Source organism: Pseudomonas huaxiensis (assembly GCF_003231275.1).
Classification (GTDB): Bacteria; Pseudomonadota; Gammaproteobacteria; order Pseudomonadales; family Pseudomonadaceae; genus Aquipseudomonas; species Aquipseudomonas huaxiensis.
In genome coordinates, this window is sequence record NZ_QKVL01000005.1 from 148,183 (window position 1) to 173,176 (window position 24,994).

23 protein-coding genes and 1 pseudogene are annotated in these 24,994 nt (G+C 62.6%); 9 read left to right on the forward strand and 15 right to left on the reverse strand.

From position 1 onward, the window contains the following. Nucleotides 1-61: 61 nt before the first annotated feature. Both DM374_RS08630 and DM374_RS08635 read right to left on the reverse strand, forming a co-directional pair. The gene (locus DM374_RS08630; protein WP_095156909.1) at nt 62-784 is read right to left on the reverse strand and encodes a TylF/MycF/NovP-related O-methyltransferase; all 723 of its coding nucleotides are present in this window, start codon (nt 782-784) and stop codon (nt 62-64) included. After that, complete coding sequence (locus DM374_RS08635) at nt 781-1,647, reverse strand: phytanoyl-CoA dioxygenase family protein (RefSeq protein ID WP_110969471.1); 867 nt, start codon at nt 1,645-1,647, stop codon at nt 781-783. The genes DM374_RS08630 and DM374_RS08635 overlap by 4 nt, the downstream gene beginning before the upstream one ends. A 334-nt stretch (nt 1,648-1,981) precedes the next feature. On the opposite strand from DM374_RS08635, the gene DM374_RS08640 reads away from it, so the two are divergent. After that, nucleotides 1,982-2,605, forward strand: coding sequence for a hypothetical protein (locus tag DM374_RS08640; RefSeq protein ID WP_110969472.1), 624 nt, complete (start codon nt 1,982-1,984; stop codon nt 2,603-2,605). A 235-nt stretch (nt 2,606-2,840) separates the two neighbouring features. Here the strand turns inward: DM374_RS08640 and DM374_RS08645 are convergent, their stop codons facing one another. Continuing rightward, complete coding sequence (locus DM374_RS08645; protein WP_110969473.1) at nt 2,841-4,043, reverse strand: NAD(P)/FAD-dependent oxidoreductase; 1,203 nt, start codon at nt 4,041-4,043, stop codon at nt 2,841-2,843. Nucleotides 4,044-4,289: 246 nt separating this feature from the next. Here DM374_RS08645 and DM374_RS08650 point away from each other — a divergent pair, with 246 nt between their 5' ends. Further along, nucleotides 4,290-4,829, forward strand: a complete 540-nt coding sequence (locus DM374_RS08650) for an RrF2 family transcriptional regulator (RefSeq protein WP_110969474.1) — start codon at nt 4,290-4,292, stop codon at nt 4,827-4,829. Nucleotides 4,830-4,858: 29 nt separating this feature from the next. On the opposite strand, the pseudogene DM374_RS08655 reads toward DM374_RS08650, so the two are convergent. The 3 genes and pseudogenes from DM374_RS08655 to DM374_RS08665 form a co-directional block, all read right to left on the reverse strand. Continuing rightward, a pseudogene (locus tag DM374_RS08655) lies at nt 4,859-6,965 on the reverse strand (TonB-dependent receptor family protein). Between the two features lie 104 nt (nt 6,966-7,069). Further along, nucleotides 7,070-9,484, reverse strand: a complete 2,415-nt coding sequence (locus DM374_RS08660; RefSeq protein WP_177431533.1) for a membrane-bound PQQ-dependent dehydrogenase, glucose/quinate/shikimate family — start codon at nt 9,482-9,484, stop codon at nt 7,070-7,072. A gap of 315 nt (nt 9,485-9,799) precedes the next feature. After that, nucleotides 9,800-10,810 carry a LacI family DNA-binding transcriptional regulator gene (locus DM374_RS08665; protein ID WP_110969475.1) on the reverse strand — a complete coding sequence of 337 codons (1,011 nt, stop codon included), beginning with the start codon at nt 10,808-10,810 and terminating at the stop codon, nt 9,800-9,802. 153 nt (nt 10,811-10,963) lie between these two features. On the opposite strand from DM374_RS08665, the gene DM374_RS08670 reads away from it, so the two are divergent. From DM374_RS08670 to kdgD, 3 genes are all read left to right on the forward strand, one after another. After that, complete coding sequence (locus tag DM374_RS08670; protein ID WP_110969476.1) at nt 10,964-11,749, forward strand: AraC family transcriptional regulator; 786 nt, start codon at nt 10,964-10,966, stop codon at nt 11,747-11,749. Nucleotides 11,750-11,838: 89 nt separating this feature from the next. Beyond that, nucleotides 11,839-12,732 (forward strand): alpha/beta hydrolase, encoded by an 894-nt coding sequence (locus tag DM374_RS08675; RefSeq protein ID WP_110969477.1) that lies wholly within the window; start codon nt 11,839-11,841, stop codon nt 12,730-12,732. A 251-nt stretch (nt 12,733-12,983) separates the two neighbouring features. After that, the gene (kdgD, locus tag DM374_RS08680) at nt 12,984-13,895 is read left to right on the forward strand and encodes a 5-dehydro-4-deoxyglucarate dehydratase (protein WP_110969478.1); all 912 of its coding nucleotides are present in this window, start codon (nt 12,984-12,986) and stop codon (nt 13,893-13,895) included. Nucleotides 13,896-14,042: 147 nt separating this feature from the next. Here the strand turns inward: kdgD and DM374_RS08685 are convergent, their stop codons facing one another. Continuing rightward, nucleotides 14,043-14,786 (reverse strand): FadR/GntR family transcriptional regulator, encoded by a 744-nt coding sequence (locus DM374_RS08685; protein ID WP_110969479.1) that lies wholly within the window; start codon nt 14,784-14,786, stop codon nt 14,043-14,045. 70 nt (nt 14,787-14,856) lie between these two features. Continuing rightward, on the reverse strand, nt 14,857-15,570 hold the full coding sequence (locus DM374_RS08690) for a TraX family protein (protein WP_225422461.1): 714 nt from the start codon (nt 15,568-15,570) through the stop codon (nt 14,857-14,859). Nucleotides 15,571-15,641: 71 nt separating this feature from the next. On the opposite strand from DM374_RS08690, the gene DM374_RS08695 reads away from it, so the two are divergent. Then, nucleotides 15,642-16,436, forward strand: a complete 795-nt coding sequence (locus DM374_RS08695) for a PA3715 family protein (RefSeq protein WP_110969480.1) — start codon at nt 15,642-15,644, stop codon at nt 16,434-16,436. Between the two features lie 15 nt (nt 16,437-16,451). Here the strand turns inward: DM374_RS08695 and DM374_RS08700 are convergent, their stop codons facing one another. Further along, complete coding sequence (locus tag DM374_RS08700) at nt 16,452-17,309, reverse strand: AraC family transcriptional regulator (protein ID WP_110969481.1); 858 nt, start codon at nt 17,307-17,309, stop codon at nt 16,452-16,454. A gap of 85 nt (nt 17,310-17,394) precedes the next feature. Between DM374_RS08700 and DM374_RS08705 the strand changes: the two genes are divergently transcribed. The 3 genes from DM374_RS08705 to DM374_RS08715 all read left to right on the forward strand — a co-directional run bounded on the left by DM374_RS08705 (nt 17,395) and on the right by DM374_RS08715 (nt 20,338). Beyond that, nucleotides 17,395-18,021 carry a glutathione S-transferase family protein gene (locus DM374_RS08705; protein ID WP_110969482.1) on the forward strand — a complete coding sequence of 209 codons (627 nt, stop codon included), beginning with the start codon at nt 17,395-17,397 and terminating at the stop codon, nt 18,019-18,021. A 36-nt stretch (nt 18,022-18,057) separates the two neighbouring features. After that, on the forward strand, nt 18,058-18,957 hold the full coding sequence (locus DM374_RS08710) for a DMT family transporter (protein WP_110969483.1): 900 nt from the start codon (nt 18,058-18,060) through the stop codon (nt 18,955-18,957). 130 nt (nt 18,958-19,087) lie between these two features. Continuing rightward, nucleotides 19,088-20,338, forward strand: coding sequence for a VWA domain-containing protein (locus DM374_RS08715; protein WP_110969484.1), 1,251 nt, complete (start codon nt 19,088-19,090; stop codon nt 20,336-20,338). A 129-nt stretch (nt 20,339-20,467) separates the two neighbouring features. On the opposite strand, the gene DM374_RS08720 is transcribed toward DM374_RS08715, so the two are convergent. The 6 genes from DM374_RS08720 to DM374_RS08745 are packed head-to-tail and all read right to left on the reverse strand — an operon-like array spanning nt 20,468 to nt 24,992. After that, on the reverse strand, nt 20,468-21,046 hold the full coding sequence (locus DM374_RS08720) for a TerD family protein (protein ID WP_110969485.1): 579 nt from the start codon (nt 21,044-21,046) through the stop codon (nt 20,468-20,470). Between the two features lie 31 nt (nt 21,047-21,077). After that, nucleotides 21,078-21,653: a TerD family protein gene (locus tag DM374_RS08725; protein ID WP_110969486.1), complete on the reverse strand. Its 576-nt coding sequence runs from the start codon at nt 21,651-21,653 to the stop codon at nt 21,078-21,080. A gap of 21 nt (nt 21,654-21,674) precedes the next feature. Beyond that, a complete protein-coding gene (locus DM374_RS08730) occupies nt 21,675-22,679 on the reverse strand; it encodes a TerC/Alx family metal homeostasis membrane protein (protein WP_177431537.1) in 1,005 nt (334 codons plus the stop codon). A 44-nt stretch (nt 22,680-22,723) separates the two neighbouring features. Further along, on the reverse strand, nt 22,724-23,173 hold the full coding sequence (locus tag DM374_RS08735) for a tellurite resistance TerB family protein (protein ID WP_110969488.1): 450 nt from the start codon (nt 23,171-23,173) through the stop codon (nt 22,724-22,726). A 50-nt stretch (nt 23,174-23,223) separates the two neighbouring features. Beyond that, nucleotides 23,224-24,405, reverse strand: coding sequence for a TerD family protein (locus DM374_RS08740; protein ID WP_110969489.1), 1,182 nt, complete (start codon nt 24,403-24,405; stop codon nt 23,224-23,226). Beyond that, nucleotides 24,402-24,992, reverse strand: a complete 591-nt coding sequence (locus DM374_RS08745; protein WP_110969490.1) for a TerD family protein — start codon at nt 24,990-24,992, stop codon at nt 24,402-24,404. Before DM374_RS08745 ends, DM374_RS08740 begins: the two co-directional genes overlap by 4 nt. Between the last annotated feature and the right edge of the window lie 2 nt (nt 24,993-24,994).

Here is a 24,994-nt window from a genome sequence, read left to right on the forward strand (position 1 = left end):
AGGAGCGAGCTTGCTCGCGAAGGGCCGCGCAGCGGTCCCGGCTTATTTGATCTGGAATAGATCAGACGCGGAAGTAACCCACCGAAGAATCAAACGGCAGGCGCTTCAGCTCGACCTTGTTCAGGTCCAGCACATCGCGCAGCGCAGCGGTTTCGCCAGGGAAGTTGCGGTAGGCGACTTCGTCCAGCACCACGATGGCGCCCTTCGGCATGTACGGCAGGAAGGTTTCCAGCGCAACCTTGGTCGAGGAATACAGGTCGGTGTCGAGGATCAGCATCGCCACCACCAGGTCAGGACGGGTCTTGACGAAGGCCGGCACGGTTTCAAGGATGTCGCCCTTGACGATCTCGCAACGCGGGATGCGGTTGACCGGGCGAACCAGGTCGTTGGCGTCGATCATGTCCTGGATCAGGGTCTCGTCGGTATCGGAGAACATGCTCTCGTTGATATCCGCCGGGTCTTCCTTCTGGTCGATGCTGGCAAAGCCCTGGAAGGTGTCGAAACCGATGATCGAACGGTTGATCGCATACGGCTCGAGAATCATCGACAACTGCATGTACAGCATCAACGAATTGCCCTTGTAGACGCCGCACTCGACGATGGCGCCAGGAATGTCCTGGACCATCTTGAACAGCTCGATGCGTGACAGGGCCGCGGTCACCGCGATGCGGTTGGCGAACACGAAGGGGGCGTCAGCCACGTATTGGGCATCGACGCGGCTCAGCACGCTGGCGCGCTTTTCGTTGTACTCGACCTCGGCAGCAGTCAGGCGACGCTTGGTCATGGGTTAACTCCCTGGAATTGCGAAAAGTCGCTGGCATGGAAAAGGTCTTTGAAGCCGGCCTCGACGTCGAAACAGCCGTTGTCGACGTTCGGCGCGCCGCGCTTCTGAATCAGGTCCTGCAGGTGGATCAGGCGGAAGTCCACGCTGAACCGGATCCTGTCGGTGTGGTTGGCCACGGTGCCGTGCAGGTGCGAGCCGGAGAACATCAGCATCTCGCCGCTGTTGGCGGCGACGCGGATTTCCGCGCTGTTGTCGATGTTTTCCAGCGGCACCGGGTGCACCCGGGCTTCCTCGGTGATGTTGTCCTTGGCCTTCAGGCGCTGGTTGTTGATCCAGTCGGTCAGGCTCCAGGTGTGCGAGGAGTTTTGCACCGGCTTGGTGAAGTAAGCCGGGTTGATCATCATGGTCTGCTCGGGCTCGATGCTGTAGATCGGCATCCAGGTGTTCAACTGGCAATCGACGCTGCCGTACCAGGTGTCGCGGTGCGCCTTGTAGGCGTAGCTGACGCCGGCGTGCAGGTAGTCGTAGTTCGGCACTACGCGCACCCGTGGCACGTCGAAGATGTAGTCGCTCGGATCGGCACCGATTTCAAGGATGTAGTCGCGGATCAGCGCCTTGGCCTGCGGGCCATTGGTGAACTTGCGCTTGAGCCGGGTGACGTGCTCGACGAAGGTTTCCACCGGCATCTTCTTGTGCAGCGACAGGTGATCGAGCTCGCCGTCGAAGGCTTCGGTGATGCTGTGCCGGGCCAGCGCACACAGTTCGTGGGCGCTGCGCAGGTTGGTATCGAGGAAGATGTCGCCCGCGTAGACGCGCTCGCGGAATGCCGGCTTCTTCTGCAACTGGTTGATGTAAAGATTCATACGCCTCTTCCTCATAAAGACCAATGCCCGCCACTCAGGACGGACCATGAATTGAAGTGGACGCAAGGCGACGTCACTCTGCCTGTCCGGCAGGGAACTTCAACCCCATGGGGGTCCGGGTCGTGGCCCGGATGTAGTGCTCTTTGGATCGGCACCGGGTGCGCAAACTTTAATGCCGCCCGGCGGTACAAGACTTGCCGCAAGCGGCAAACGTCTTCCGCCGTACAACCGCACCGCACGGCTGAAAGGCCCGTGCTGCGGGGACTCTCCAGACTGGCACAGCAATTGCGATATCGCGCCTGATCCAGTGTCCCACTCCAAGGAGAATGATCCCGTGAGCATCATCAATGGCCATGGCTGGCAGAATATCGCGGTGAGCCAGCACCGCACCCTCGCTGCCATCCCCGGCGCCGACGCGCAAGCTTACCAGTCGGAAACGGCCACCGCGTCGGCGGTTTCCACGGTCAGCAGCGCGACCGCCTCCGGCAGCGCTTCGAACTCGACGTACCAGGACGCTCAAGATGCCCAGGACGAGGCCTTCGCCAAGCTCAAGGTGATCCTGCAGAATTCGGGGTCCAGCGAGTCTGACGAATCCACCGGCGTGACGGCGTCCGGCGCCAGCACCACGAGCAGCAGCGCCGCCCAGGAGTTTCGCGATTACATGGCCCTGTCGCCGGCCGAGAAGATCCGCCTGAAGATGCTCAACGAGCTGGGGCTGACAGAGGACGACTACGAGGCGTTGCCGCCGGAGAAGAAAGAGAAGATCGACCTGGCGATTGCCCAGCGCATCAAGGATGAAACCGAGCTGAAGTCCATGGGCCAGGCAGAACCACAGATGCAGGCGGCGATGGCAGCACAGAACCTGAGCGCGTCACTGAGCGAACGACCGCAGGACGCAGCCGATCCGGCGCAGGCGCGCAAGGACAAGGAGGATCGGGAGGATCCGTTGAATATGTGATCGGCGGAGTGGTGATGGCCAGAAACCGGACCATGACCACCTGGCACATGTCTGAAGTTTTCCAGTGCTCTTGAGATCGAGCGCCGCCCTCGCGGCGCATCGCCGGCAAGCCGGCTCCCACCTGTACCGATGAAATCTGTGGGAGCCGGCTTGCCGGCGATGCGCCGCGAGGGCGGCGCTCGATCTTGAAGGCGCTTAAAAACTGTCGGCTGACACCGTGTTGCCGTCACCCGCCTCAGGCAATCGGAATCAACGGATCCGCCGCCGCCAATGCCACCGCCCGCTCCGCTACCGGCGGGTAGATCCACACGGTGTTGATCTGGGTCTTGAGCTGCTTGCCCTCCTCTTTCACCAGTTTCACCTCGCGCCCCCAGCCTTCGGTGAACACCGCGCCCCAGGCGCCGAGGTCCAGGCAAGTCACGTACTTGGGCTGGCTGTAGATGACCGGCGCTACACCCAGCAGGTCCGCCGCGACGTTGTTGCCGGCATGGCGGCCCAGCGGAATAGCGTGCTGGCAGGTCATCAACGCATGGTTACCGAGGTCGTCGCTGGCTGCGTAGGCAGTATCGCCGGCGGCATAGATATCGGCCTGCCCTACCACCTTCAAAGCGCCATCCACATGCAGCCGGCCCTGGCGATCACGCTCGCCGGGAATCTGCGCGGTCAGGTCGCTGGCCCGGACGCCGGTGGTCCAGATCACGGTGCTGGCCTCGATGCGCTGGCCGTCCGACAAGGTCACGCCCTCGGCATCCACCGCTTCCACCGACGACTTCAAGCGCCACTGCACACCCAACTCGGCACTGGCCTCGGCGATCGAGCCGGCAATTTCGTTGCCCATGGACGCGCCAATGGCCTCGCCACGGTCAACGATGATCACGTTCACCTCGGCGTCTTCGCCCAGCACCGCACGCAGGCGGGCCGGCATTTCGGTCGCGGTCTCGATGCCGGTGAAGCCGCCACCGGCGACCACCACGGTATTGCGCGCCGCCGAAGCCGGGCGCTGCGCCAGTGACTTCAGGTGCGTTTCCAGGCGCAGCGCTTCTTCGAGCTGATCAACATCGAACGCATGCTCGGCCACACCCGCCAGGTCCGGCCGGGCCAGGACGCTACCGGTGGCCAATACCAGCTTGTCGTAGTGGCTGACCGCGGTATTGCCCTGGGCATCCCGGTACTCGACGCGCTTGCCAGCCACATCGATGCGCTGTGCGGCGCCCTCGATGAAACGCACACCCACCGCGTCGAACAACGCGCCCAGCGGCGCCACGGTGCGGGCGACATCCGCTTCGTAGAAACGCGGGCGGATGCGCAGTTCGGCCTGGGGTGCGAGGACACTTACGGCAACGTCCGTGCGGCCATGGATGTCCAGCAGGCGCGTGGCGCTCAGGGCACTCCACAGTCCACCAAAACCGGCACCGAGAATCAGGATGTGCTGTTGCATTGTTCTGCTCCGCTTGTAGAAGGGTTCGAATTCACAACTACGACTTTATTGGTCGTAGTTAATAAAAACAAGCCGCCACTCGTCGCCAGCCGCCGGGTTGCGCCGTGGAAACCGCCTTAAAGCCACAGAATCAGCGGCTATAGGCGCTCTGAAAAATTTTCGGGCAGACGGAAGGTGACCGCCGGCTTTGCTCGGCAGCCACAGAGACTGGTAACATTTGCGACCAGTTCAGTCGGAGATAACGTGATGTCGCTTTACAGCGCGGGTGTCGAATACGGCATTCACTGCCTGATATTCCTGGTGGGTGACGGCGGCGAGAGCCGCGAGGCCAGCGTGCGTGATCTCGCCGAACTGCAAGGCGTGCCGCTGGACTACCTGGCGAAGATTTTCACCAAGCTGGCCAAGGGCAAGCTGGTGGCGGCCACCGAAGGCGTCCGCGGCGGCTTCCGCCTGGCCCGCCCCGCCGACGAAATCACCTTGCTGGACATCGTCAACGCGATCGACGGGCGCAAGCTGATCTTCGATTGCCGCGAGATTCGTGGTCGCTGCGCGCTGTTCGACGGCGAGCCGCCTGAGTGGGCGACCGAAGGGCCCTGCGCGGTTCACGCGGCGATGATCACCGCGCAGAAACGCATGGAAGAAGCGCTGGCCCAGCAGACCGTGCTCGACCTCGCGCGCAAGGTCGGACGCAAGGCCCCCGCCGGCTTCGGGGCGAAAGTCGGCGACTGGATGAGTGAGCGGCGCGAGAAGAAAAATGCGGGCGACATCCCGCTGACCGAAGTCTGATCAGAGACTCCGGTCACGCAGGTACTGAATCAGAAGCGGTATTCCACGCCCGCCCCCGCGTACCACGAGCGGCCCGGCGCCGCCTCGTAGTACCGGCCATTGCCGTCACCGACAATCACCGAGCCGACATACTGCCGGTCCAGCAGGTTATCCAGCCGCACCATTTCATAGACCGTGAAGCGGTCCAGTTGCTGCTCCATCCGCGCCCGCCAGTTGAACACGGTGTACGCCGGCGCAGCCTTCTGGTCATTGCTGTCTTCGACATACACCTGGCTGCGGTACTGGCCTTCCAGCGCAGTGCTCAACCCCGCCACCGGCTTCCACACCAGTTCACCGAACAGGCTGTCCTTCGGCACGCCCGGCAGGCGGTTGCCTTTCTCGATCTGGCTGGTGCCGCCAATGACGTCGTCGCGGTAGGTGGCATCGAGGTGGGTGTAGGCCAGGTTCAGTTCCCAATCCGCCGCCAACTGCTGTTGCAAGCCGACTTCCAGGCCGCGACGCAGGGTCTTGCCGGCGTTGGTGTAGCTGGTCCGTCCGGAATTGGAACCCGCGACCACGAGTTCATCGTCGGTGTGGATCTCGAAGACCGCCACATTCAAGCGGCTCCGCTCGGTGAGCCGGGCCTTGAGACCGATCTCGTACTGGGTGCTGGTGGCCGGTGGCCGGTTGCAGGCCGAAGTTGAAGGTCTCGGAAACGCCAGGCGCATAGGCCATTTCCGCCTGGGTCGGCGTTTCGAAGGCTTTGCCGGCGCTGACATAGCCGTGCAGGTCCGGGGTGAAGGCGTACATCACCGACAGGCTCGGGGTGGTGCGCTGGTATTTCTTCGAGCCGCTGGAATCGCCATTGGACAGGTAGTGGTCATCCACCTCCATCTCCATGCTGCTGCGGCGCAGGCCGGCATCCAGGGTCCAGCGGTCCAGCTCCCAATGGGCCTGGACATAGGGATCTAGGCTCGTAGCGGTATCGACTTCGTCGCGACGCAGTTCGCCCTTCACGCCGAGCTGGGTGCCGCTGTAGTTCTGGTAGCCACGGCGGTCATCACGGCTCTGGTCGTAGTCTGCGCCGAAGGTCAGGGTCAGCGCACCCGGAACGGCCGTGATCGGCTGGATCCAGCGCAATGTGCCGCCATGGAACTCGCGGTCGAAGTCGACCACGCCGCCGCCCCGCTCGTTGGCCGGGGTGCCCTTGGGAATCGACAGGTACTGGATCACGCTGCGCTTGCCGGCGTAGGCGTTGAACTGCAGGGTCGCGTCGCCGAAATCGCGTTCGTAGTTCAAGCCCACCTGCTGGTGGTGGATGCTCTTGCGGGTGTTGTATTGCTCGGCCTGCGGGATCACCGAACGCGGATCCTGCTTGTAGCCGCTCCAGGTCTGACCCAGCGGATCCTGGGTGCCGTTCTGCTCCAGGGTGTTGAAGATCAGCGCCAGACGACTGTCCTCGTCGGGGCGGATGTGGACCTTGGCGAACGTCTGGTCACGCCGCGCCGCGCTGTGGTCGCGGTAACCATCGGTGTCCATGCGCGACGCATCCAGCACGAAGCCGGCCTGGTCGTTGCCGCCCTGGCTGTAGAGGCGGTTCTTGAGAAAACCGTCGCTGCCTAGCAAGGTGCTCGCGCCGATCGTCGCCGGGCCACTGCCATCCTTGCTGAACATCTGGATCACCCCGCCGGCATTGCTGCCGTAGAGGGCGGACGCGGGGCCGCGCAGGACTTCGACGCGGTCCGCCACATCCAGATTGAGCGAGGCCGCCTGCCCCTGCCCGTCCGGCGTGCTGGCGGGAATGCCGTCGCTTAGCACCTTGATACCGCGAATGCCGAACGCGGCGCGGGCGCCGTAACCGCGGGTCGACACTTGCAGGTCCTGGGCATAGTTCTGGCGGTTCTGCACCACCACGCCGGGCACGCGGGAAAGGGCTTCGGAAAGATTGACGCCGGCCTGCCCCTCGGCGAATTGGTCACGGGTGACGATGTCGAGCGAGGCCGGCACATCGAAGGTGGAGGCCGGGACGTAGGTGCCGGTCACAGCCAGCGGGTCGAGGGTGACGGTCTGTTCCTGGGCGAGCGCCGGAACGCTGGCGGCCAGGCAGACAAAATAAAGGGAAGCGCGGACGCTGCGGTCCTGAGGTTGGATCGACATGGAAAAAAATCTGCGAAAACGACATCGGAAAAGCCCGCCGGGGCGGACGGGCTTCAGAGAACGGCCGTGACTCGAAAACACTGAGCCACGGCCGGATTGGCATTCTACTTCGTCGCGCCGGGCAGCGCGTAGGCGATCACGTAGTCACCACGGTTGTCGTTGGTGCCGGTGCGGGTTGCGCCACCGACAGTGACGACGATGTACTGCTTGCCATCGCGGCCGACGTAGGACATCGGCGCACCTTGCCCGCCGACCGGCAGGCGGCCGCGCCAGACTTCTTCACCAGTCTCGTTGTCCAGCGCGCGGATGTAGTAATCCAGGGTGCCGTGGAAGAAGGTCAGGCCACCCTTGGTCACCAGCGGACCGCCCATGGTCGGCATGCCCAGCGGGATATGCACACCCGGGACGATGCCTTTCACCGGTGCATCTTCGATGCTGCCCATCGGTACCTGCCATTTGGTCTTGCCATTGTTCAGGTCGATGGCGGTCATGGTGCCGAACGGCGGCTTGAAGCACGGAACGCCCAATGGCGAGACGAACATCGAACGCTCGACGCCCCACGGCGTACCCAGTTGCTCGGAGTACTCACCCTCGGTGCTTGGCTTCAGGCCGGTGCGCCTGGCGTCTTCACGCTTGATGAAACGGCCCCATTGCGCCATGCGGATATCGTTGACGATCAGGGTGCCGGTGGAGGCGTCGAGTGCACCGCCGCCCCAGTTGAAGCCGCCGTAGTAACCCGGATAGATCAGGGTCGCCTGGCCTTCCACCAGCGGGGTGAACTCGCCTTCCCAGCGCATGGCCTTGAAGTCGATGCGGCACATCAACTGGTCGAAGACGGTGCCACCCCACATGTCCGATTCCTTGAAGCGCTCGGTACCGACGGAGAGCTGCGAGTACGGCTGGGTTGGCGAAATGCGCATGCCCGGGACACCGTCGGTGGCAACCTGGCGCTGCTCCACCGGGAACACCGGCGTGCCGTCACGACGATCGAGCACGAAGATCTGGCCGCGCTTGGTCAGGGCAATCACCACGGGGATCTTGCCGCCTTGCTTGTTGGGCAGGTCGTAGAGGATCGGCTGAGCCGACACGTCGTAGTCGAACATGTCGTTGTTGGCGGTGCGGAAGTGCCACTTGTCCACGCCAGTGTTGACGTCGATGGCCACGATGGAATCGTTGTACTCATCGGAGCCAGGGTTGCGATCGCCGTTCCAGAAGTCCGGGGTCTGGTTGCCGGTCGGGATGTAGGCCAGACCCAGCACCGGATCGTAGGACGCAGTGCCCCAGAAGTTCGGCGAGTCGCTCGGGTAGTTCTCGCCTTCCGGCAGCGGCACGCCGCGCTTCGGATTCAATGCGTCCCAGGCCCACAGCAGCTCGCCGGTACGCACGTCGAAACCACGGGTCACGCCCGATGGCTCGCCGGTCTTGAGGTTGTCGTTGATCTTGCCGCCGACGATGACCACATTGCCGGCCACCAGTGGCGCCGATGTCAGGTAGTAGGAACCGTCGGTGTTAGGGCCGATGCCCTTGAGCAGATCAACTTCACCGTGCACACCGAAGCTTTCGCACGGCTTGCCGGTTTGCGCATCGAGGGCGATCAGGCGCGCATCGACGGTGGTGGTGATGATGCGACGACGGCACTCGGCAGGCTCGGCCGCGGCGGTGGCGACGGTCGGTTCGGCAGGCGTCGAAGCGTTCTGCGGCGCCTTGTCGGCATCGTAGTAGCCCACGCCACGGCAGCGCTTCCACGCCTTGTTGGACGGTGTGTCCTTGACCTGCGGATCGTATTTCCACTTCTCGGCACCGCTGATCGGGTCGAGGGCAAATACCTTGTTCAGCGGCGTGCACAGGTAGACGGTGTCGTCGACCTTGAGCGGCGTGCCCTGATATTCAGCGCCGTTGATAGCCATGTCGCCGGTACGGAAGGTCCAGGCCACCTGCAGGTCTTTGACGTTGCCCTTGTTGATCTGGTCGAACTGCGCGAAGCGCTCGCCATGGGTGCCACGGCCGTAGGCGGTCCAGTCCTGGCCATCGGCCTCACCGGCGTCCGCCGCCACCACGGGCGAGGTGCTGCCCTTTTCGGCCACCACGGTCGGGTGCGGCTTGAACATGCCAACGCCGAAACCGACCAGGCTGGCGATCAGCGCCAGGCTGATGCCGGCGCGAGTACCGCTGCCCAGGAACGCGCGGTTGCCGTCCAGCAGCGGCACCAGCAAGGTGAGCACCAAGGCAATGACGATGAACGTCACCAGGCGGGGTACCAGTTGCCAGAAGTCGAGCCCGACCTCGGCGAACGCCCAGACGGCGGTGATCAGCAACAGCGCCAGCGCGATCCAGGTCGCCGCGAGCTTGCGTCGTACCAGGCAAACACCGGTGGCGGCCATCAGCACGCCGGCCAGCAGGTAATACCCACTGCCTCCCAGGGAGATCAGTTTGCCGCCGCCCAGGGCCAGGCCGGCCCCGAGCACGGTCAAGATCGCGCCGATGGCTATCGGGACGATGCCTTTCAATTTCATATTCATTCCTACGTTCTTGCGGCCTCAGCCATTCATTCAGATCGATGCCCAGCCGCTACAGCGAACGGGCATCCCCAGGAAGCCTCTGCCGTACAAGCAGCCGACCGGTCCTTGGCCTAAGCGCCGCAATCCATGAGAGCGCTCTCATTTTGTGTGGGATTACGACACGCAACGCCTGTTGCAGACGTGTCGAAACAAATGAGAGCGCTCTCATAATCGAGGCAAAAAATGGCGACCGGTCCTGGTCGCCATGCAAACGGGCGGAATGTTATGGATTGTTACATTCTGAGTCAATCTGACGCAGGGAGAAAATGAGAATAATTATTGACTGAGTGCTGGCGCGGCTGTGGAGGTCCGCACGATCAGCTCGGCCGACATGTCTACCCTGCGCTTGCGCGCGGCAGTGCCGGCCAGGATGGTGCGCAGCGATTCCACCGCGGCCTTGGCCTGCGCCTCGGTGTCCTGCTTGAGCGTGGTCAGGGAAAACAGGGCATTGGCCGCATCGGGAATATCGTCGAAACCCACCACCGACACATCATTCGGCACCGACAGCCCCATGCCCTTGAGCCGGTCCAGCACGCCCAGCGCGATGAAGTCGTTGGACGCGAAAATCGCCGTGGGCGGAGTCTGACTGGCGAACAGCGCATCCACCCCTGCCCTGCCGAAAGCGGCATTGTGCTTGCCGCGAATCAACACCGGCTCAAGACCGGCTTCGCGCATGAAGCGGCTGTAGGCGTTGGCCCGCTCTTTCGAAGACGGCTCGCGGCCACCGGCCAGGTGCGCGATACGCCGATGGCCCAGGCCATACAGGTGTTCCATGGCAAGGCGGACGCCGCTGTCATCATCCACGGCAATCGAAATGACCTCGGGATGCGCCACCCGCTTGCTGCCGATGAACACGCACGGCAGCTTGTCGGCGATTTCGCCGATCACCTTGGGATGGTGGGCCGAGCCCAGCAGGATAATGCCCGCCGCTCGCAGGCTGAGCAGCCGCTCGACTTCCTGCAAGGCGGCACCGTCGTCCACCGAGCGCAGCGAGGTGATCGCGTCGAAACCGGCGGCCAGCAAATGCCGGTCCACTGCCTGGGCCAACTGGATGTGAAAGGGATTGTTCGGGTCGCCGATGATCAGGCCGACAATCGACGAACGCGACTCCGCCAGGCTGCGCGCCGCGAGGTTGGGCCGGTAGTTCAGGTGGGCGGCGATGGCATCGATGCGTTCGCGGGTTTCCGGACGCACCCCGGGATCGCCTCGCAGGGCACGGGAGACCTGGGCGCGGGACATCCCCGCGGCCTTGGCAACGTCATCCAGGGTAGTGAAGGGTTTGGCCATTTTTCTCGACGACTCCAGCGCAAAGCCCCTGGCACCGCGGGGCGGCGGGAGGATAGCACAGCAGGCCGCGGCGTCCGCCGTCAGCGCCTGAGCATCCGGTCAAGTTCGGCAAGCCTGTACTCCTGCAGATCAGCCCGGATAAGGTATTCGCCCATGACCGATACCGACACGAAACACATCCCCGTTTTCAAAGAGACGGCCGAGATTCTCAGCGTTACCGCCCGGGTCTACGCGGATGGACAACGGCTGCCCGAGCACTGGCACGAAGGCGCCCAGCTCATCTACGCCAGCGAAGGTGTCATGGAGCTGACGTGCGCTCGCGGGTTCTGGGTGATCTCACCGAATCAGGCCCTGTGGATGCCCACTGGCCTGCCCCACAGCCTCAAGGCACGGGGAACGGTGCGCTTGCGCACGGTCTACCTGAAGACCGAAGCGCTAGGCGTACAACTGCCGGAAACACCGCAAAGCCTGATGGTCAGCCCGCTGCTGCGTGAGCTGGTGCTGCGTGCCGAAAGCGTGACATCGGCGTCGCCACCGGACAGCCGGGAGGCGCACCTGATGCACCTGCTGGTGGATGAAATCCGTCTGGCCCATGAAGTGCCGCTACGGCTGCCCATGCCGAAAGACGCGAGGCTGCAGAAGGTATGCCTCGCGCTTCTGCAAGCCCCCGGTGATGCTCGAAACCTGGAGGACTGGGGGCATTGGGTCGGCGCATCGAGCAGAACCCTTGCCCGCCTGTTTCAGGCGGAACTGCGTTCGTCCTTCATGCTGTGGCGACAGCACGCGAGGATATTTGCGGCGATCCCGATGCTGGACCAAGGGCTTTCCATCTCGCGGATTGCGGCCGATCTGGGCTACGAGTCCGCCGGCTCATTTTCCACTGCATTCCGCCGACTGATGGGCGTCGCACCGCGTGAGTACCGCCGGCGATCTGGCTGATGCGCCAAGCAATCTGTCTGTCTGGCGAATATGTACTGCGCCTTTGCTGATTAGGATTTCCCTGGCTCGATGACCTTCAGGAGGTAGCCATGGTTTCTTTTGTCCGCGAAACCCATCGCATCAGCGCCAATGGCGTAGCGCTCGATGGATGGTTGTATGTGCCCCAGGCACAGGGCCCCTTCCCGGCCATCGTCATGAGTCATGGCTTTGCCGCCGTCAAAGAGCTGTACATCGACACCTTCGCCGAGGCGTTTGCCCAGGCCGGTTTCGTGGTGGTGCTGTATGACCACCGGAACTTCGGCAAGAGCGGCGGCGAGGTTCGTGGGGAAATCATCCCGTCCGAGCAAGTGGACGACATGCGTGAGGTGGTGACCTGGCTTTCCTTGCGACCGGAAGTGAACGCCGAGCGGATTGGCGTGTGGGGATCGAGTTTCAGCGGAGGGCATGCGATCACCCTCGGTGCGCTGGATCGCCGGATTCGCTGCGTCGTTTCCCAGGTCCCGACAATCAGCGGCTATCAGAACCTGCTCCGCCGCGCGGGCGTTCATATTCACAGCGCACTGGAAGGTTTCGAGAATGACCGGGCCGCCCGCTATCGCGGAGAGCACCCCGGCTACCGCCATGTAATCGCCCAGGACGGTGAGCCTGGCATCTTCTCCAGCGATGGCGCAGAGGCGTTTTTCAGTGCTGCCTGGAGATTGGCGGAGGGCTGGCAGAATCGGGTCACGGTGCGGTCCAGTGAGAAAGCCAGCGAGTATGAGCCGGGGCTGCTGATAGAGCGCGTCAGTCCAACCCCTCTGCTGATGCTGGTGGCGGAAAAGGACACCGTCACCCCCACCGACCTGGCGCTGGCCGCCTACGGTCGCGCACTCGAACCCAAGCGGCTGTGCATGCTTGCGGATGCTCACTTCGATCCTTATGTGAAGCATGCGGCGCTGGCGAAGCGGGAAGCTCTGGACTGGTTCGTGCGGTTTCTGGGCTGAAGGATTGGGCATGCAACGGGGGTCCGAGCATCAACGCCGCACTGAAAAACATATGTCGTACGACAACATCGCTTTTTTACAGGCCACCACCAACCGCTCTAAATCCTGACTTAGCGCCAATAATTCTTTGCCACCCCTCCAATTTCCTCAGAAAATCCCTGATCAAGTTCTAGCAATCTGGCAAGTTGTACGATAACGTAAGACAACAGTTCAGCCACACCCCTATTTACCCGACCCGAGGTTTTCAAACAATGACGCCACAAGAACTGAAATCCGTCCTGTCCCACGGGCTGTTGTCTTTCCCGGTCACCGACTTCAATGCCCAGGGCGACTTCCATCGCGCCGGCTACATCAAGCGCCTGGAATGGCTGGCCCCGTACGGCGCCAGCGCGCTGTTCGCCGCGGGCGGCACCGGTGAGTTCTTCTCCCTGGCCGCCAGCGAATACAGCGAAGTGATCAAGACTGCGGTAGACACCTGCGCAGGCTCGGTGCCGATCCTCGCCGGTGTCGGTGGCTCGACCCGCCAGGCCATCGAATACGCTCAGGAAGCCGAGCGCCTGGGCGCCAAAGGCCTGTTGCTGCTGCCGCACTACCTGACCGAAGCCAGCCAGGACGGCGTCGCCGACCACGTCGAAGCGGTGTGCAAATCGGTGAACATCGGTGTGGTGGTCTACAACCGCAACGTCTGCCGCCTCAACGCCAGCCACCTGGAACGCCTGGCCGAACGCTGCCCGAACCTGATCGGCTACAAGGACGGTCTGGGCGATATCGAACTGATGGTGTCAATCCGTCGCCGCCTGGGCGATCGTTTCAGCTACCTCGGCGGCCTGCCGACCGCTGAAGTCTATGCCGAGGCTTACAAGGCCCTGGGCGTGCCTGTGTACTCCTCGGCGGTGTTCAACTTCGTGCCGAAGACCGCGATGGACTTCTACCACGCTGTTGCCCGCGACGATCACGCCACCGTCTCCAGGCTGATCGACGACTTCTTCCTGCCGTACCTGGACATCCGTAACCGCAAGTCCGGTTACGCAGTGAGCATCGTCAAGGCCGGCGCCCGCATCGCCGGCTACGACGCAGGCCCGGTCCGCACGCCACTGACCGACCTGACCGGCGAAGAGTACGAAATGCTCGCCGCGCTGATGCACAAGCAAGGCGCTCAGTAAGGGTTTGCCGCCCGGCCGCGCCTGCGTGCGCGAGCCGGCGGCACAGGCATTGTCCGCGGGCTGCCGCGCGTCACGTCAGGGCGCGCTGCGGCCCGAACCCACTGGCTGTGATAACGAAAATGGCCAACTCATACAGTTGACCGAACATTACGACTCACCGCGCTCATACGCCTGCCGCAGGCGCTCGCGACTATTGCCCAGGTGCAGGTACATGGCCGCGCGGGCCGACTCCGAATCCCGGGAGGCGATGGCGCTGTAGATCTGCTCGTGTTCGCGCTCAAGCCGCTCCAGGTACTGACGCGGGTCGTCAGCACGGATATAGGTGCGGGTGTTGAGACGGGCCCGCGGAATCACCTTGGCCCCCAGATGGCCGAGGATATCGGTGAAGTAGCGGTTGCCGGTCGCTTCGGCAATCAGCAGATGGAAGGCGAAATCGGCGCCCGCCGAATCGCTGCCGCTGGCCATCAAACCGTTGAGCCCGTCCAGCGCCTCGCGCAGGCTGGCCAGTTGCTCGCTGGTGCGGCGCTGCGCCGCCAGGGCTGCGGACTCCACTTCCAGACTGATCCGAAATTCCATGACCGCCAGCACATCGGCCAGGGTCATCACGGTGTCGCTCGGAATGTTGAACAAGCCCGAACTCGGCGACTCCAGCACAAAGCTGCCGATGCCGTGGCGGGTTTCCACCTGGCCGGCAGCCTGCAGACGGGAAATCGCCTCGCGCACCACGGTGCGACTGACGCCGAAATGCTCCATCACTTGCGCTTCACTCGGCAACCTTTCGCCCGGTTTGAGCAGGCCGTCGCGAACCTGCCCGGTCAGGGCAGCCACCAGTTCTTCGGCCAGGCTACGGCGTCTGCGCAAGGGTTGCGAGAAGGTGCTGTTGTTACTCATAGAGTGCGCGGCTAACGGGAACGAGGGGGCGCATCATAGCCAAGGCAAACGCGGGCGGTCATCACCGCTGTCAACTAAAAACGCTCAACAGCTTGATCGCCGCCAGGTGCAGTGGATAAAAGGCATAGCCCCAGCGTCCGACAGGGCGCACGGCGCGGCGCACATCCAACTGCAAAAGCCCCAGCCCGAACGGTGCACACAGAAACGCCGTGGCCAGGACCACGATCGATATCGGCTGCAAAGCGTTGTGCAGAATCCAGCCATTGGTGAGGTTGCCGCCCACCGCCAACGCGCCGGCCAGCCACACGTAGCGCCGGTGGTGCAAGGCCAGGACGAACGCCGCCGGCAGCAACACCCCCGGCCATCCGTACATCAACCGGTCGCTGGCGAATACCGCGATCAGCAGCGCCGCCAACGCCAGCAGTCCGGCCTGCCGCGTGCGGTGGTGCACACCCCAGGCGACCAGCAGGCCGAGGGTCAGGGTTGGCATCACGTTGAGGGTCTGCGAGCCGCTGTCCAGCCAGCGGTACGGCAGCTCCGACAGCAGCGAAAAACCCAGGCACCAGCCCAGATAACGCAGGTTGGCGGGGGTGAACAGCGCGCCGGGAAGCGCGCGGGCGACATTGGCGGCAATCGCCAGGCAGAAAAACGGAAACGCCAGCCGCCCCACCACGAACAGCCAATGCTGCTCGGGCCAGAGGTAGCGCAGGTGATCGCCGACCATGGTGACGATCGCCAGCCACTTCAGCAGATCAAGGGAGGCCGAGCGGGCGGGTCGAACCAATGAATGCTCCTTCGCGGGTTGGCCATCAGCGCTGTAGCATACGCGACCCTTCGTGCTGATCGAGACCCGACATGGACCGTCCACCCCGCCTCCTGCCCATCCTGACGCTCTGCCTGCTGCCGCTCGCCGATGCCGCGGCGCGAGAAGCGCAACCTTGCCCCCAACCACTGCTCGATTCGCTGGCCGCCCAACTGCAGCAGCAGGGCTGGACCACACCGACCGATGACAGTGACGGCCCAGTGCTCGCGGCGGCCTGCAAGCGCTGGCCGGATGACCCGGCGCTGTCGGTGGTCGCGGTGGCCTACCGTGACGCCGACGATCACCAGCCACCCGGCGAACGCAGCCCGCACCTGCTGGTGGCGAAAGTCGATAGCGACAGCGGGCGACTGCGCGAGCGCCTCGACCAGGACATGGCGGAAGATGCCGCGCTGGAGTTCGGCGCCAGCAGCCTGTGGCTGGACACCGCCCGCTATCGCCTCGCCCCCGAGGTACGCGCCTTCGGCGTGGTCATGACCAGCACCGCCCGCGGCGCCAGTTGCCCCGATGCCGGCTACAGCAACCTGCTCACCCTCGTGGTGCCCGACGCCGATCGGTTGCGCCCGGTACTCACCACCCACCTGAGCAACTGGACCACCCTGAAAGGCGTCAGTTGCAGCGAAGGTTTTGAAATGGAGCAGGCCACCCTGACCTTCCGCGTTGGCACGCAGCGCTCGCAGGGTTATGCCGACCTGATCGTCCAGGCCCAGGTCAGCAGTGGCTACGCCAAGCCGGTGTCGCGCACGGTCAGCAAGACCCTGCAGTACGACGACAACCGCTACCCGCTCGACGAATACCCGTCCTTCTGGTGGAGCAATCCGCAGCCATGAGCATGACCCGACGGCTTATCTCGCGGCGCGAAACAGGCCGTCGCGAAAGGCCTTCGGCGTAACTCCGACGACTTTCTTGAAGGCCCGCGCCATGTGGCTCTGGTCGAAGAAGCCGCACGCCACCGAGGCTTCCGCCAGGTCCATGCCGGCACGCAGCAGCGCCTGCACCCGCGCCACCCGTTTCTGGATCTGGTAGCTGTGCGGCGCCACGCCCACCTCGCGTTTGAACACGCGGATCAGGTAGAGCGGGTCCATGCCCGCTTCCAGCCCGAGGGTTTCCAGCGACAGGTTGTGCTCCAGCTCGCTGTCCAGCCGGCTGCGAATCCGTCGCACCGCGTCGCGCTCGGAGCGCCCCTGCCCGGCCAGCTCGACACCGTGACGCTGGAACAACCCGGCCAGCGCCTCGATCAGCACCGTCTCGCGCTCCAGCGGCATCGCCGAGGCCGCGAGGGTGCTGTGGGCCGCGAGCAGGGCGTTGGCCAGCGCGGGATCATCGGCCATCGGCTCGCGGAACAAGTGCACATGACTGGCACCGTCACGCCCTTGCAGCACCACATCGTTCAGCCAGCTCGGCTCGATATAGAGCATGCGGTAGACCCAGCCGGCGTCGTCCACCGGCACACCATCGTGGATTTCACCGGGCGTGAGGGTCACCACCGTGCCGGCCGTGCCGAAATGGTTGGTGCCGCGGTAGTAGAGCTTTTCCACGCCCTGGGTAATTACCCCCAGCGCGTAACGGTCGTGGGAATGACGGCCAAAGTGCTGATTGCTGTAGCGGGCGCTGAGCAGCTCGCAGCGGCCTTCAGGGATGCGCAGGAATCGGGAGAAGTCGCCGGTGGGCTCGACACTGCGGTTGTGCGGCCTGTCATTCATGTCGCTGTCCAGTTTCGTACAATCGCCGTGTGAAACAGCTTGTTAAGTTTGCTTTCCATTCAAACCTAACAGGCGGCTCACTCCCATGGCAATCAAGCTGGCAATCGGTGATTTCAACAAGTCTTCCTGGTCGTTGCGCGCATGGCTGGTGCTGCACGCGGCCGGGGTCGAGTTCGACACCCAACAGGTCCTGCTCGACCAGAGCGACACCCACGCCAATATCCTCAAACTGTCGCCGTCGGGCAAAGTCCCGGCGCTGCAGGTCGATGACCTGGTGATCAACGACAGCCTGGCCATCGCCGAGTACATCGCCGAAATCCATCCGCAGGCCAACCTCTGGCCCGACGACCGTGCACTGCGCGCCCTCGCCCGGGCCGCCGCTGCGGAAATGCACTCGGGCTTCGTCAACCTGCGCACGCAGATGTCCTTCGGCCTGAACACCGGCGACACCAGCGAAGCGCTGCTCGACGCGACCCGCGAAGAAATCGCGCGGATCTTCCAGATCTGGGGCGACCTGCGCGCCCGCAGCGGCCACGGCACTTACCTGTGCGGCGAGCACTTCGGCATCGTCGACGCTATGTACGCGCCGATCGTGTTTCGCTTCCGTCGTTTCGGCATCGCCCTGCCGGCACCCTTGCAGGCGTACGCCGATGCGATCCTCGCTTACCCGCACATCCGCACCTGGCTGCAACTGGCCTCCACCCGGCCCTGAGCCGGATTGAATGACGCTTAACGTCGAGTCACTGTCATGCACAACAAACGCGCTTTACTTGAACTGACCCTGGGCGGTCTGATGCTCAGCCTCTCGGCGCTGGCCGTGGCTTTCGCCAACATCGGCGCGGGCGGTGCGGGGTTCTACCGCATGCTGTTCGCCTCGATGCTGTTCTACCTCAGCCTGAAATGGCGCAAGGTCCCGGTGCGCCTGCCCAGCCGCAAGGCCGTGACACTCACCGCACTGGCCGGGGTCTTCCTGGCCATCGACCTGATCCTCTGGCACCACAGCATCTACATTGTCGGCCCCGGTATTGGCTCGATCCTGACCAACTGCCAGGTGTTCTTCATGACCCTGCTCGGCCTTTATCTGCTGAAGGAAAAGCCGTCGCTGAACTTCGCCATCGCCATCGTCCTGGCCTTCTTCGGTCTGTACTTGCTGCTGGCCCCGGAAATGAGCAGCAGCCTCGGCACCAAAGGCGTGATCTTCGGCATCGCTTCGGGCCTGGCCTACGCCATCTGCGTCTACTACCTCAAAGCCGCCAGCAACCTGCCCGATGGCGGCGGCGACAAGATCGCGCAAATGCTCAACCTGAGCATCTGGGCCGGCCTGGTGATGCTCGGCTACGCCCTGCTGACCGGGGAAAGCCTGGCCATCGTCGACGGCCAGACCCTGCTCATGCTGGTGATCTACGGCGTCATGGTGCAGTTCGTCGGCTGGCTGATGGTCAACCGCTCCATCGGCTTCATCAGCCTCGGCCTGGCCGGCCTGATTCTGCTGCTGGAGCCGGTCATCACCTACTTCGTCGACGTGGTATTCCTGCACAAACCCAGCTCCGCGGTGCAGATCGGCGGGGCGCTGTTGACGGTGGTGGCGGTGTACATCGGCTCGTTGAAGCCGCCGGAAAAGGTGCGATCGGTGACAGGGGAGGTCTGACGCAGGTCTGCGATCAACTATGCAGGGAGCCTGTTCATGGGGCCGCGCCTGATCTGCGCAGCGCGCCCGATGACAGGCTATTATTGCGCCCGGCCCCCAGGACCTATTCGATCATTCAAGGAAGTGCTTCATGCAGATCAGCCAAGGACAACGTGTGCCGTTGTCGAGCCTTATCCAGGATCACAGCCTGTCGTTCTCGATCCAGATCCACTCGCCGCACACCATCGACCTCGCCTGCTTTGGCCTGGATACTCGCGGCCAGTTGTCAGATGATCGCTACATGACCTTCTTCAACCAGCCCACCACGCCGTGCAACAGCGTGCGCCAGACCGGGCCTGGCGATTTCGCGCTGAACCTCGGCAGCCTGCCGCCCTCGATCGACCGTCTGGTGTTCACCGCCGCCATCGACGGCCATGGCGCGATGCGTGACATCCAGCCAAGTTCGTTCAGCATCAAGAACAGTGGCGGACAAGTGGTTGCCACCTGCCCGTTCAGCGCCAGCACGTTCAGCGGCGAGAAAGCCATCATGGTGGCGGACATCTACCGCAAGGACGGTCAATGGCGACTCGCGTCCAACCTGCAAGGCTTCAACGAAGGCCTCGGGGCGCTAGTGAAGCACTTCGGTGGAGAGGTCGCTGATGAACCTGTCGCACCGCCTGCCGTCATCCAGTCCACCGTGTCGCTGGAGAAAAAGGTCGCGGCCGCGGCCCCGCAACTGCTCAGCCTGGCGAAGAAGGCGCAGGTCAGTCTGGAAAAGGCCAAGCTCACCCATGTAAAGGCTCGCGTGGCACTGGTACTCGATGCATCAGGCTCGATGAACGGCCAGTACTCCAAGGGGCGGGTGCAGGAAGTCGTCAACCGTCTGCTGCCGCTGGCCGTCCACTTCGATGATGATGGCTCCATCGATTGCTGGGCGTTCGCGTCCAGGCCGCAGAAACTGTCCGAGATCACGCTCGCCAATTACAAGGACTTCATCGCCCGTGACAAGGGTGGCTGGCGCGATTGGGACTTGGGCAGCCGGGTCAACGACGAGCCCAAGGTCATGGAGCAGGTGATCCAGCATTACTTGGCGTCCAACGACCGCTCCCCGGTGTATGTGCTGTTCATCAGTGATGGCGGCGTGCACGAGAATCGCAAGATCACCACACTGATGAGCGAAGCGGCAAAGCTGCCGCTCTATTGGCAGTTCGTCGGCCTGGGCGGAAACGGTTACGGCATCCTCGAAAAGCTCGACGACATGAAGGGGCGCGTTGTCGATAACTGCGGTTTCTTCGCGCTGGACGACCTCCAGCAAATCTCGGAAGAGCAGCTTTACGACCAGTTGATGGCAGAGTTCCCCGGCTGGCTCAAGGAAGCCACCGCGAAAAACATCATTCGTTGACCAGGTGAGCGGACATAAAAAATCCGATACCAGGAGCTGGTATCGGATTTTCTGGAAACTCCGGTTTTGACTCAAATCACCAAGTAAACAGCACTGCTGTAAAACCGGGACTCAGGCCAATCGGGAGCATCAGCCAATGCTTACGCCATGGGCTTCAGCCAGCGGCTTCAGGCCACCGACGAAACCTTGACCGATTGCCTTGAACTTGAACTCGTCGTTGTGACGATACAGCTCACCGAAGATCATTGCGGTTTCGGTGGAAGCGTCCTCGGACAGGTCGTAGCGCGCGATTTCCTTGCCATCAGCCTTGTTCAGCACACGGATATAGGCGTTGGAAACCTGACCGAAGGATTGCTTGCGACCATCGGCATCGTGAATGGTGACCGCAAAGACCAGCTTCTTCACTTCAGCAGCCAGGCTGGTCAGTTTCACGACAACCTGTTCGTCATCGCCTTCGCCCTGACCCGAGCGGTTGTCGCCCAGGTGCTCGACGGAACCGTCGGCCGACTTCTTGTTGTTGTAGAAGATGAAGCTGCTGTCATTCAGCACCTTGCCGCTTTCACCGGTGATGAAGATGGAGGCATCGAGGTCGAACTCGGTGCCGTCGGTGACGCGAGGGTCCCAGCCCAGGCCCACGATGACTTCGCTCAGGCCTGGCGCCTCTTTCGACAGCGAGACGTTACCGCCCTTGGACAAACTTACAGCCATGATGTGATTCCTTGTTCAGTTGAGGAGACGATTAGAAGTTCAGACCGTAGCCGTTGGCCAGCGCGCGCAGGCCGCCGGCGTAACCCTGACCGACTGCACGGAATTTCCACTCGCCATTGTTGCGATACAGTTCCGCGAAGATCATCGCGGTTTCCACCGAAGCGTCTTCTGCCAGGTCATAGCGAACCACTTCGGCGCCGGTGACCTCGTTGACGATGCGGATGAACGAATTGCTGACCTGGCCGAAATTCTGCTTGCGGGCTTCGGCGTCATGGATGGTGACAGTGAACGCGATCTTGTCGATGTCAGCCGGAACGCGGCTCAGGTCAACCTTGACCACTTCGTCATCACCCTCGCCGAGACCGGTGCGGTTGTCGCCGGTGTGCTCGACCGAACCGTCCGGGCTTTTCAACTGGTTGTAGAAAATGAAATCGGATTCGCCGCGAACCTTGCCGCTGGCGCCCAGCAGGAAGGCGCTGGCGTCCAGGTCAAACTCGGTACCATCGGTAGCACGCGGGTCCCAGCCAAGGCCGACCAGAATCTTGGTCAGGCTCGGATCGGTTTTCGAGAGGGACAGGTTGCCGCCTTTTTGAAGAGTCAGTGCCATGAATACAACTCCTTGTGATTGCTACTGATTACTGCTGTCAGCCGACGCATCTTCCTTTTCGGGGAAGGCTACGCTGGCCAGGATGCCGATGACCAAAACGGCCATCACGATAAGCAAGCTAGTGTTCGGATCGATGCTGATGCCGTGGTGGAACAGGTGATCAGTGGCGTTCAGGCCGAGCTTGGCCGCGATGAAGAACAGCAGCACGATAACCGCTTTTTCCAGGTGTACCAGATAACGCTTCAGCGCTTCCAGAACGAAGTACAGGGTCCGTAGACCGAGGATTGCGAACAGCATGGCGGAGTAGACGATCAGGGGCTCGCGGCTCACGGCGATGACCGCCGGAACCGAGTCGAACGCGAACAGAACGTCCGAAACCTCGACCACTACCAGACAGAGGAACAGCGGGGTCGCGAAAATTCCGCCCTTGGCTGCCAGGCTCATGCCCTTGTTCTCGGGCTTCTGAATTTCCACTTCGAGCGCTTTGCGACTGACGAAGAAGTTGTGACCGTACAGCTTTGGCCATACCGGGAACAGCTTCTTGGCAAAACGGTAGGCGATATGCTGGGAATAGTCTTCCTCACCTTCATCGTCGCCGCCACTTCTGAGCATCATGACCGCGGTCCAGGCGACGATCAGCGCGAAGACGATTTCCACCCACGGACCGAAGGCCAGCAGCCCCGTACCGATGGCCACGAACACACCACGGAAAACGATGGCGCCGATGATGCCCCAGTAAAGGATGCGGTGACGCAAGCCATCCGGAACCTTGAACCAGGCGAAAATGGCCATGAACACGAACAGGTTGTCCACGGACAGCACCTTCTCCAGCGCGTAGCCGGTAACGAAAAGGCTGGCCGCTTCAGGGCCATGCTGGACGTACAGAAAGCCGGCGAAGGCGAGGGAAATCGCGACCCAGAACACCGACCAGATCGACGCACCGGTCAGGGTGATTGGTTTGTCATTACGGTGAGTAACCATGTCCAGCAATAGAGCGCCGAGCGCGATGCCGACAAAGACCGCCATGGTCAGCGGCGGGAAGCCAATATGAGATTCCACGTTTCAGCTCCTCAGAGTTCGAAATCGGCCGGGTTCAGACCCAGCTCAAGGCAGATCAGGCGGCAGGCAGCCTTTTCCTTCGCATCGAAGTCGCCATCGGATGCTCCGATGGCACAGGCAACGCGAACCAGCAGACGTGCCTCGGCATCCTTACCTTTGATCTTGCCGATGCTTTTCAGAGCTTCAGCCTGGCCAATCTGGAAGTCGAACTCGAACTTGCCACAGGCATCGGTAAATACCTTGATCACATCGTTGAGGTTGAAGACTTTCAACTCAGGCGAATTGTTGATGAAGCCCGCCATCTTCGCCTTTTCTTCAGACTTGATCTCTCCATCCGCTGCGGAAATCAGCGCACAGGCATTGGCGGCGGCTTCCATGAAGGACCGGTTCTTGATCTTGCCGACTTCGGTCGTCAAGGTTTCACGGGCTTTCGCCGCGTTGGTTTTGAGCCACTCGAGCATTGCTTGTTTCCTCGTTCAGCGCAGCCAGATGGCTGCGCCGGATCAGTTGTTCATTTCGAGCCGGCGGACCAGCGCATGCCCCAGCCGTAGGCTTCGTCCATTTTGCGGTGCCCCTGGTGGAAGTCGACCCGGCGGGTAACCTTGACGCCTCCACCGACGTTCTCGAGCATCGCGATCGCGCACATGCCCAGGCTGCCGCCTTCTTCATTGAGACGAACCTCGATTTCCGGCTGACCGGGGACGAAGATCGTGACGACACCGTCAGTAGCCCGCCAGTTGGGCGCACCTTCGTAGATGAAGGCGTAGATCAGGATGCGGCGAATCTCGCTCCACTTCTTGCCGTTGATATGCAGCCATTCGCCACCGGCGACCGATCCTGTGCGGTCGTCCCCCATGAGCTGGATGAAGGGGGCGTAGTCCAGATCGCCAAAGCTGTTGCCGAGAGCCTGGACCGCTCCTTTTTCACCATCCTGAAGTTCGTAGAGACAGCCCACGTCCAGGTCGATGGATTTGTTGCGACTGAAGAAACCGCCGCCGCTGCCACGGTGCCAGTTCAGGTTGACCTTGATTTCGCCGAAACCGGCAGCGGTTTTCTCCAGGCTGATGCTGGAGCGGGTTTTATCCAGGGTGACCTTGCTGAGACTGACCGAGGACTTCGGCGCGGCAGGTACCGGCGGGACCGGAGCCGGAGCCGGAGTCGGGCTCGCAGCCGGCGCGGGGCTCGCCGGCGCCGCGACCTCAACGCCAAAATGCTTGGCCAGTGGTTCCAGGCCGCCGGCAAAGCCCTGGCCCACGCAGCGGAATTTCCACACACCCTGGCGCAGATAGAACTCGCCGAGAATCAACGCCGTCTCGCTCATGCCACGGGTAGGAATCTGTGCTTCGATACCACCGCTGACCGCCAGCGACAGCGTGGACACACGATCGAAACTCGCCTTGTTCTCGTGGATGGTCGCCGTCAGCGCGACTTTTTCCACGGACGTATCGAGACGTGCAAGATCCAGGGTAAATTCGGCCCGCCCCGGCGAGGTCGCACTCAACTGGATCGCCCCACCGAGAATGCCGGTCTGCCCATAGAAGCACATGTCACCGTCACCACGAACCTTGCCCGCACTGCCCAGCGCGAAGGCGGAAACATCGATATCAGCGCCAGGAATGGGCGAATAATTGATATCGACACGCAGTTGGCCGGAGGCTACCGGCGCATTACCACCAGGCGTCAGGGTAGTCATCCGCGCACCGCCCGGATGGCCAGGTCGACCAGCTCTTCGGCAGTACGGCCATTGGTGGACTGGCCGATGGCCTTGAACTGCCAGCCACCGCTGTCACGGCTGAGGCTGGCCATTACCACACCGGTATGCCCGCCTTTCTCGGCCAGGTTGAAACGCGCCAGTTCCTTGCGGGTGGACTGGTCCAACACGCGGCAGTAGGCGTTCTGAACCTGCTCGAAGGTCTGCCCGCGGAAGCTGTTGACGGTGAACACCAGGTACTGAACGGTGGCGGGCAGGCGCTGCAAGTCGACGTAGATGGTTTCATCGTCGCCATCGCCTTCGCCCGTGAGATTGTCGCCGGAATGGTTGATCGAGCCGTCCCGGGACTGCAACTGACGGAACCAGACCACATCAACCGGATTCAGGCCAGCGTCCAGAACGATGCACGACGCATCGAGATCGATCGATTCGTTACCACCCAATAGCTTGGAAAAGAAGCCTGTCGGTTTCACGGGATCCCAACCCAGCCCCAGGCTGACCGAGGTCAAGCCAGTGCCGGCAGTTTTCTCCAGCGAGATGCTCTGATTTTTGCTCAGGGTGAGTGCCATGC

Coding starts and splice junctions, on each gene's coding strand:
- DM374_RS08630 (WP_095156909.1), bottom strand. CDS start 784: ATGACCAAGCGTCGCCTGACTGCTGCCGAGGTCGAGTACAACGAAAAG.
- DM374_RS08635 (WP_110969471.1), bottom strand. CDS start 1,647: ATGAATCTTTACATCAACCAGTTGCAGAAGAAGCCGGCATTCCGCGAG.
- DM374_RS08645 (WP_110969473.1), bottom strand. CDS start 4,043: ATGCAACAGCACATCCTGATTCTCGGTGCCGGTTTTGGTGGACTGTGG.
- DM374_RS08650 (WP_110969474.1), top strand. CDS start 4,290: ATGTCGCTTTACAGCGCGGGTGTCGAATACGGCATTCACTGCCTGATA.
- DM374_RS08660 (WP_177431533.1), bottom strand. CDS start 9,484: ATGAATATGAAATTGAAAGGCATCGTCCCGATAGCCATCGGCGCGATC.
- DM374_RS08665 (WP_110969475.1), bottom strand. CDS start 10,810: ATGGCCAAACCCTTCACTACCCTGGATGACGTTGCCAAGGCCGCGGGG.
- DM374_RS08670 (WP_110969476.1), top strand. CDS start 10,964: ATGACCGATACCGACACGAAACACATCCCCGTTTTCAAAGAGACGGCC.
- DM374_RS08675 (WP_110969477.1), top strand. CDS start 11,839: ATGGTTTCTTTTGTCCGCGAAACCCATCGCATCAGCGCCAATGGCGTA.
- kdgD (WP_110969478.1), top strand. CDS start 12,984: ATGACGCCACAAGAACTGAAATCCGTCCTGTCCCACGGGCTGTTGTCT.
- DM374_RS08685 (WP_110969479.1), bottom strand. CDS start 14,786: ATGAGTAACAACAGCACCTTCTCGCAACCCTTGCGCAGACGCCGTAGC.
- DM374_RS08695 (WP_110969480.1), top strand. CDS start 15,642: ATGGACCGTCCACCCCGCCTCCTGCCCATCCTGACGCTCTGCCTGCTG.
- DM374_RS08700 (WP_110969481.1), bottom strand. CDS start 17,309: ATGAATGACAGGCCGCACAACCGCAGTGTCGAGCCCACCGGCGACTTC.
- DM374_RS08705 (WP_110969482.1), top strand. CDS start 17,395: ATGGCAATCAAGCTGGCAATCGGTGATTTCAACAAGTCTTCCTGGTCG.
- DM374_RS08710 (WP_110969483.1), top strand. CDS start 18,058: ATGCACAACAAACGCGCTTTACTTGAACTGACCCTGGGCGGTCTGATG.
- DM374_RS08715 (WP_110969484.1), top strand. CDS start 19,088: ATGCAGATCAGCCAAGGACAACGTGTGCCGTTGTCGAGCCTTATCCAG.
- DM374_RS08720 (WP_110969485.1), bottom strand. CDS start 21,046: ATGGCTGTAAGTTTGTCCAAGGGCGGTAACGTCTCGCTGTCGAAAGAG.
- DM374_RS08725 (WP_110969486.1), bottom strand. CDS start 21,653: ATGGCACTGACTCTTCAAAAAGGCGGCAACCTGTCCCTCTCGAAAACC.
- DM374_RS08730 (WP_177431537.1), bottom strand. CDS start 22,679: ATGGCGGTCTTTGTCGGCATCGCGCTCGGCGCTCTATTGCTGGACATG.
- DM374_RS08735 (WP_110969488.1), bottom strand. CDS start 23,173: ATGCTCGAGTGGCTCAAAACCAACGCGGCGAAAGCCCGTGAAACCTTG.
- DM374_RS08740 (WP_110969489.1), bottom strand. CDS start 24,405: ATGACTACCCTGACGCCTGGTGGTAATGCGCCGGTAGCCTCCGGCCAA.
- DM374_RS08745 (WP_110969490.1), bottom strand. CDS start 24,992: ATGGCACTCACCCTGAGCAAAAATCAGAGCATCTCGCTGGAGAAAACT.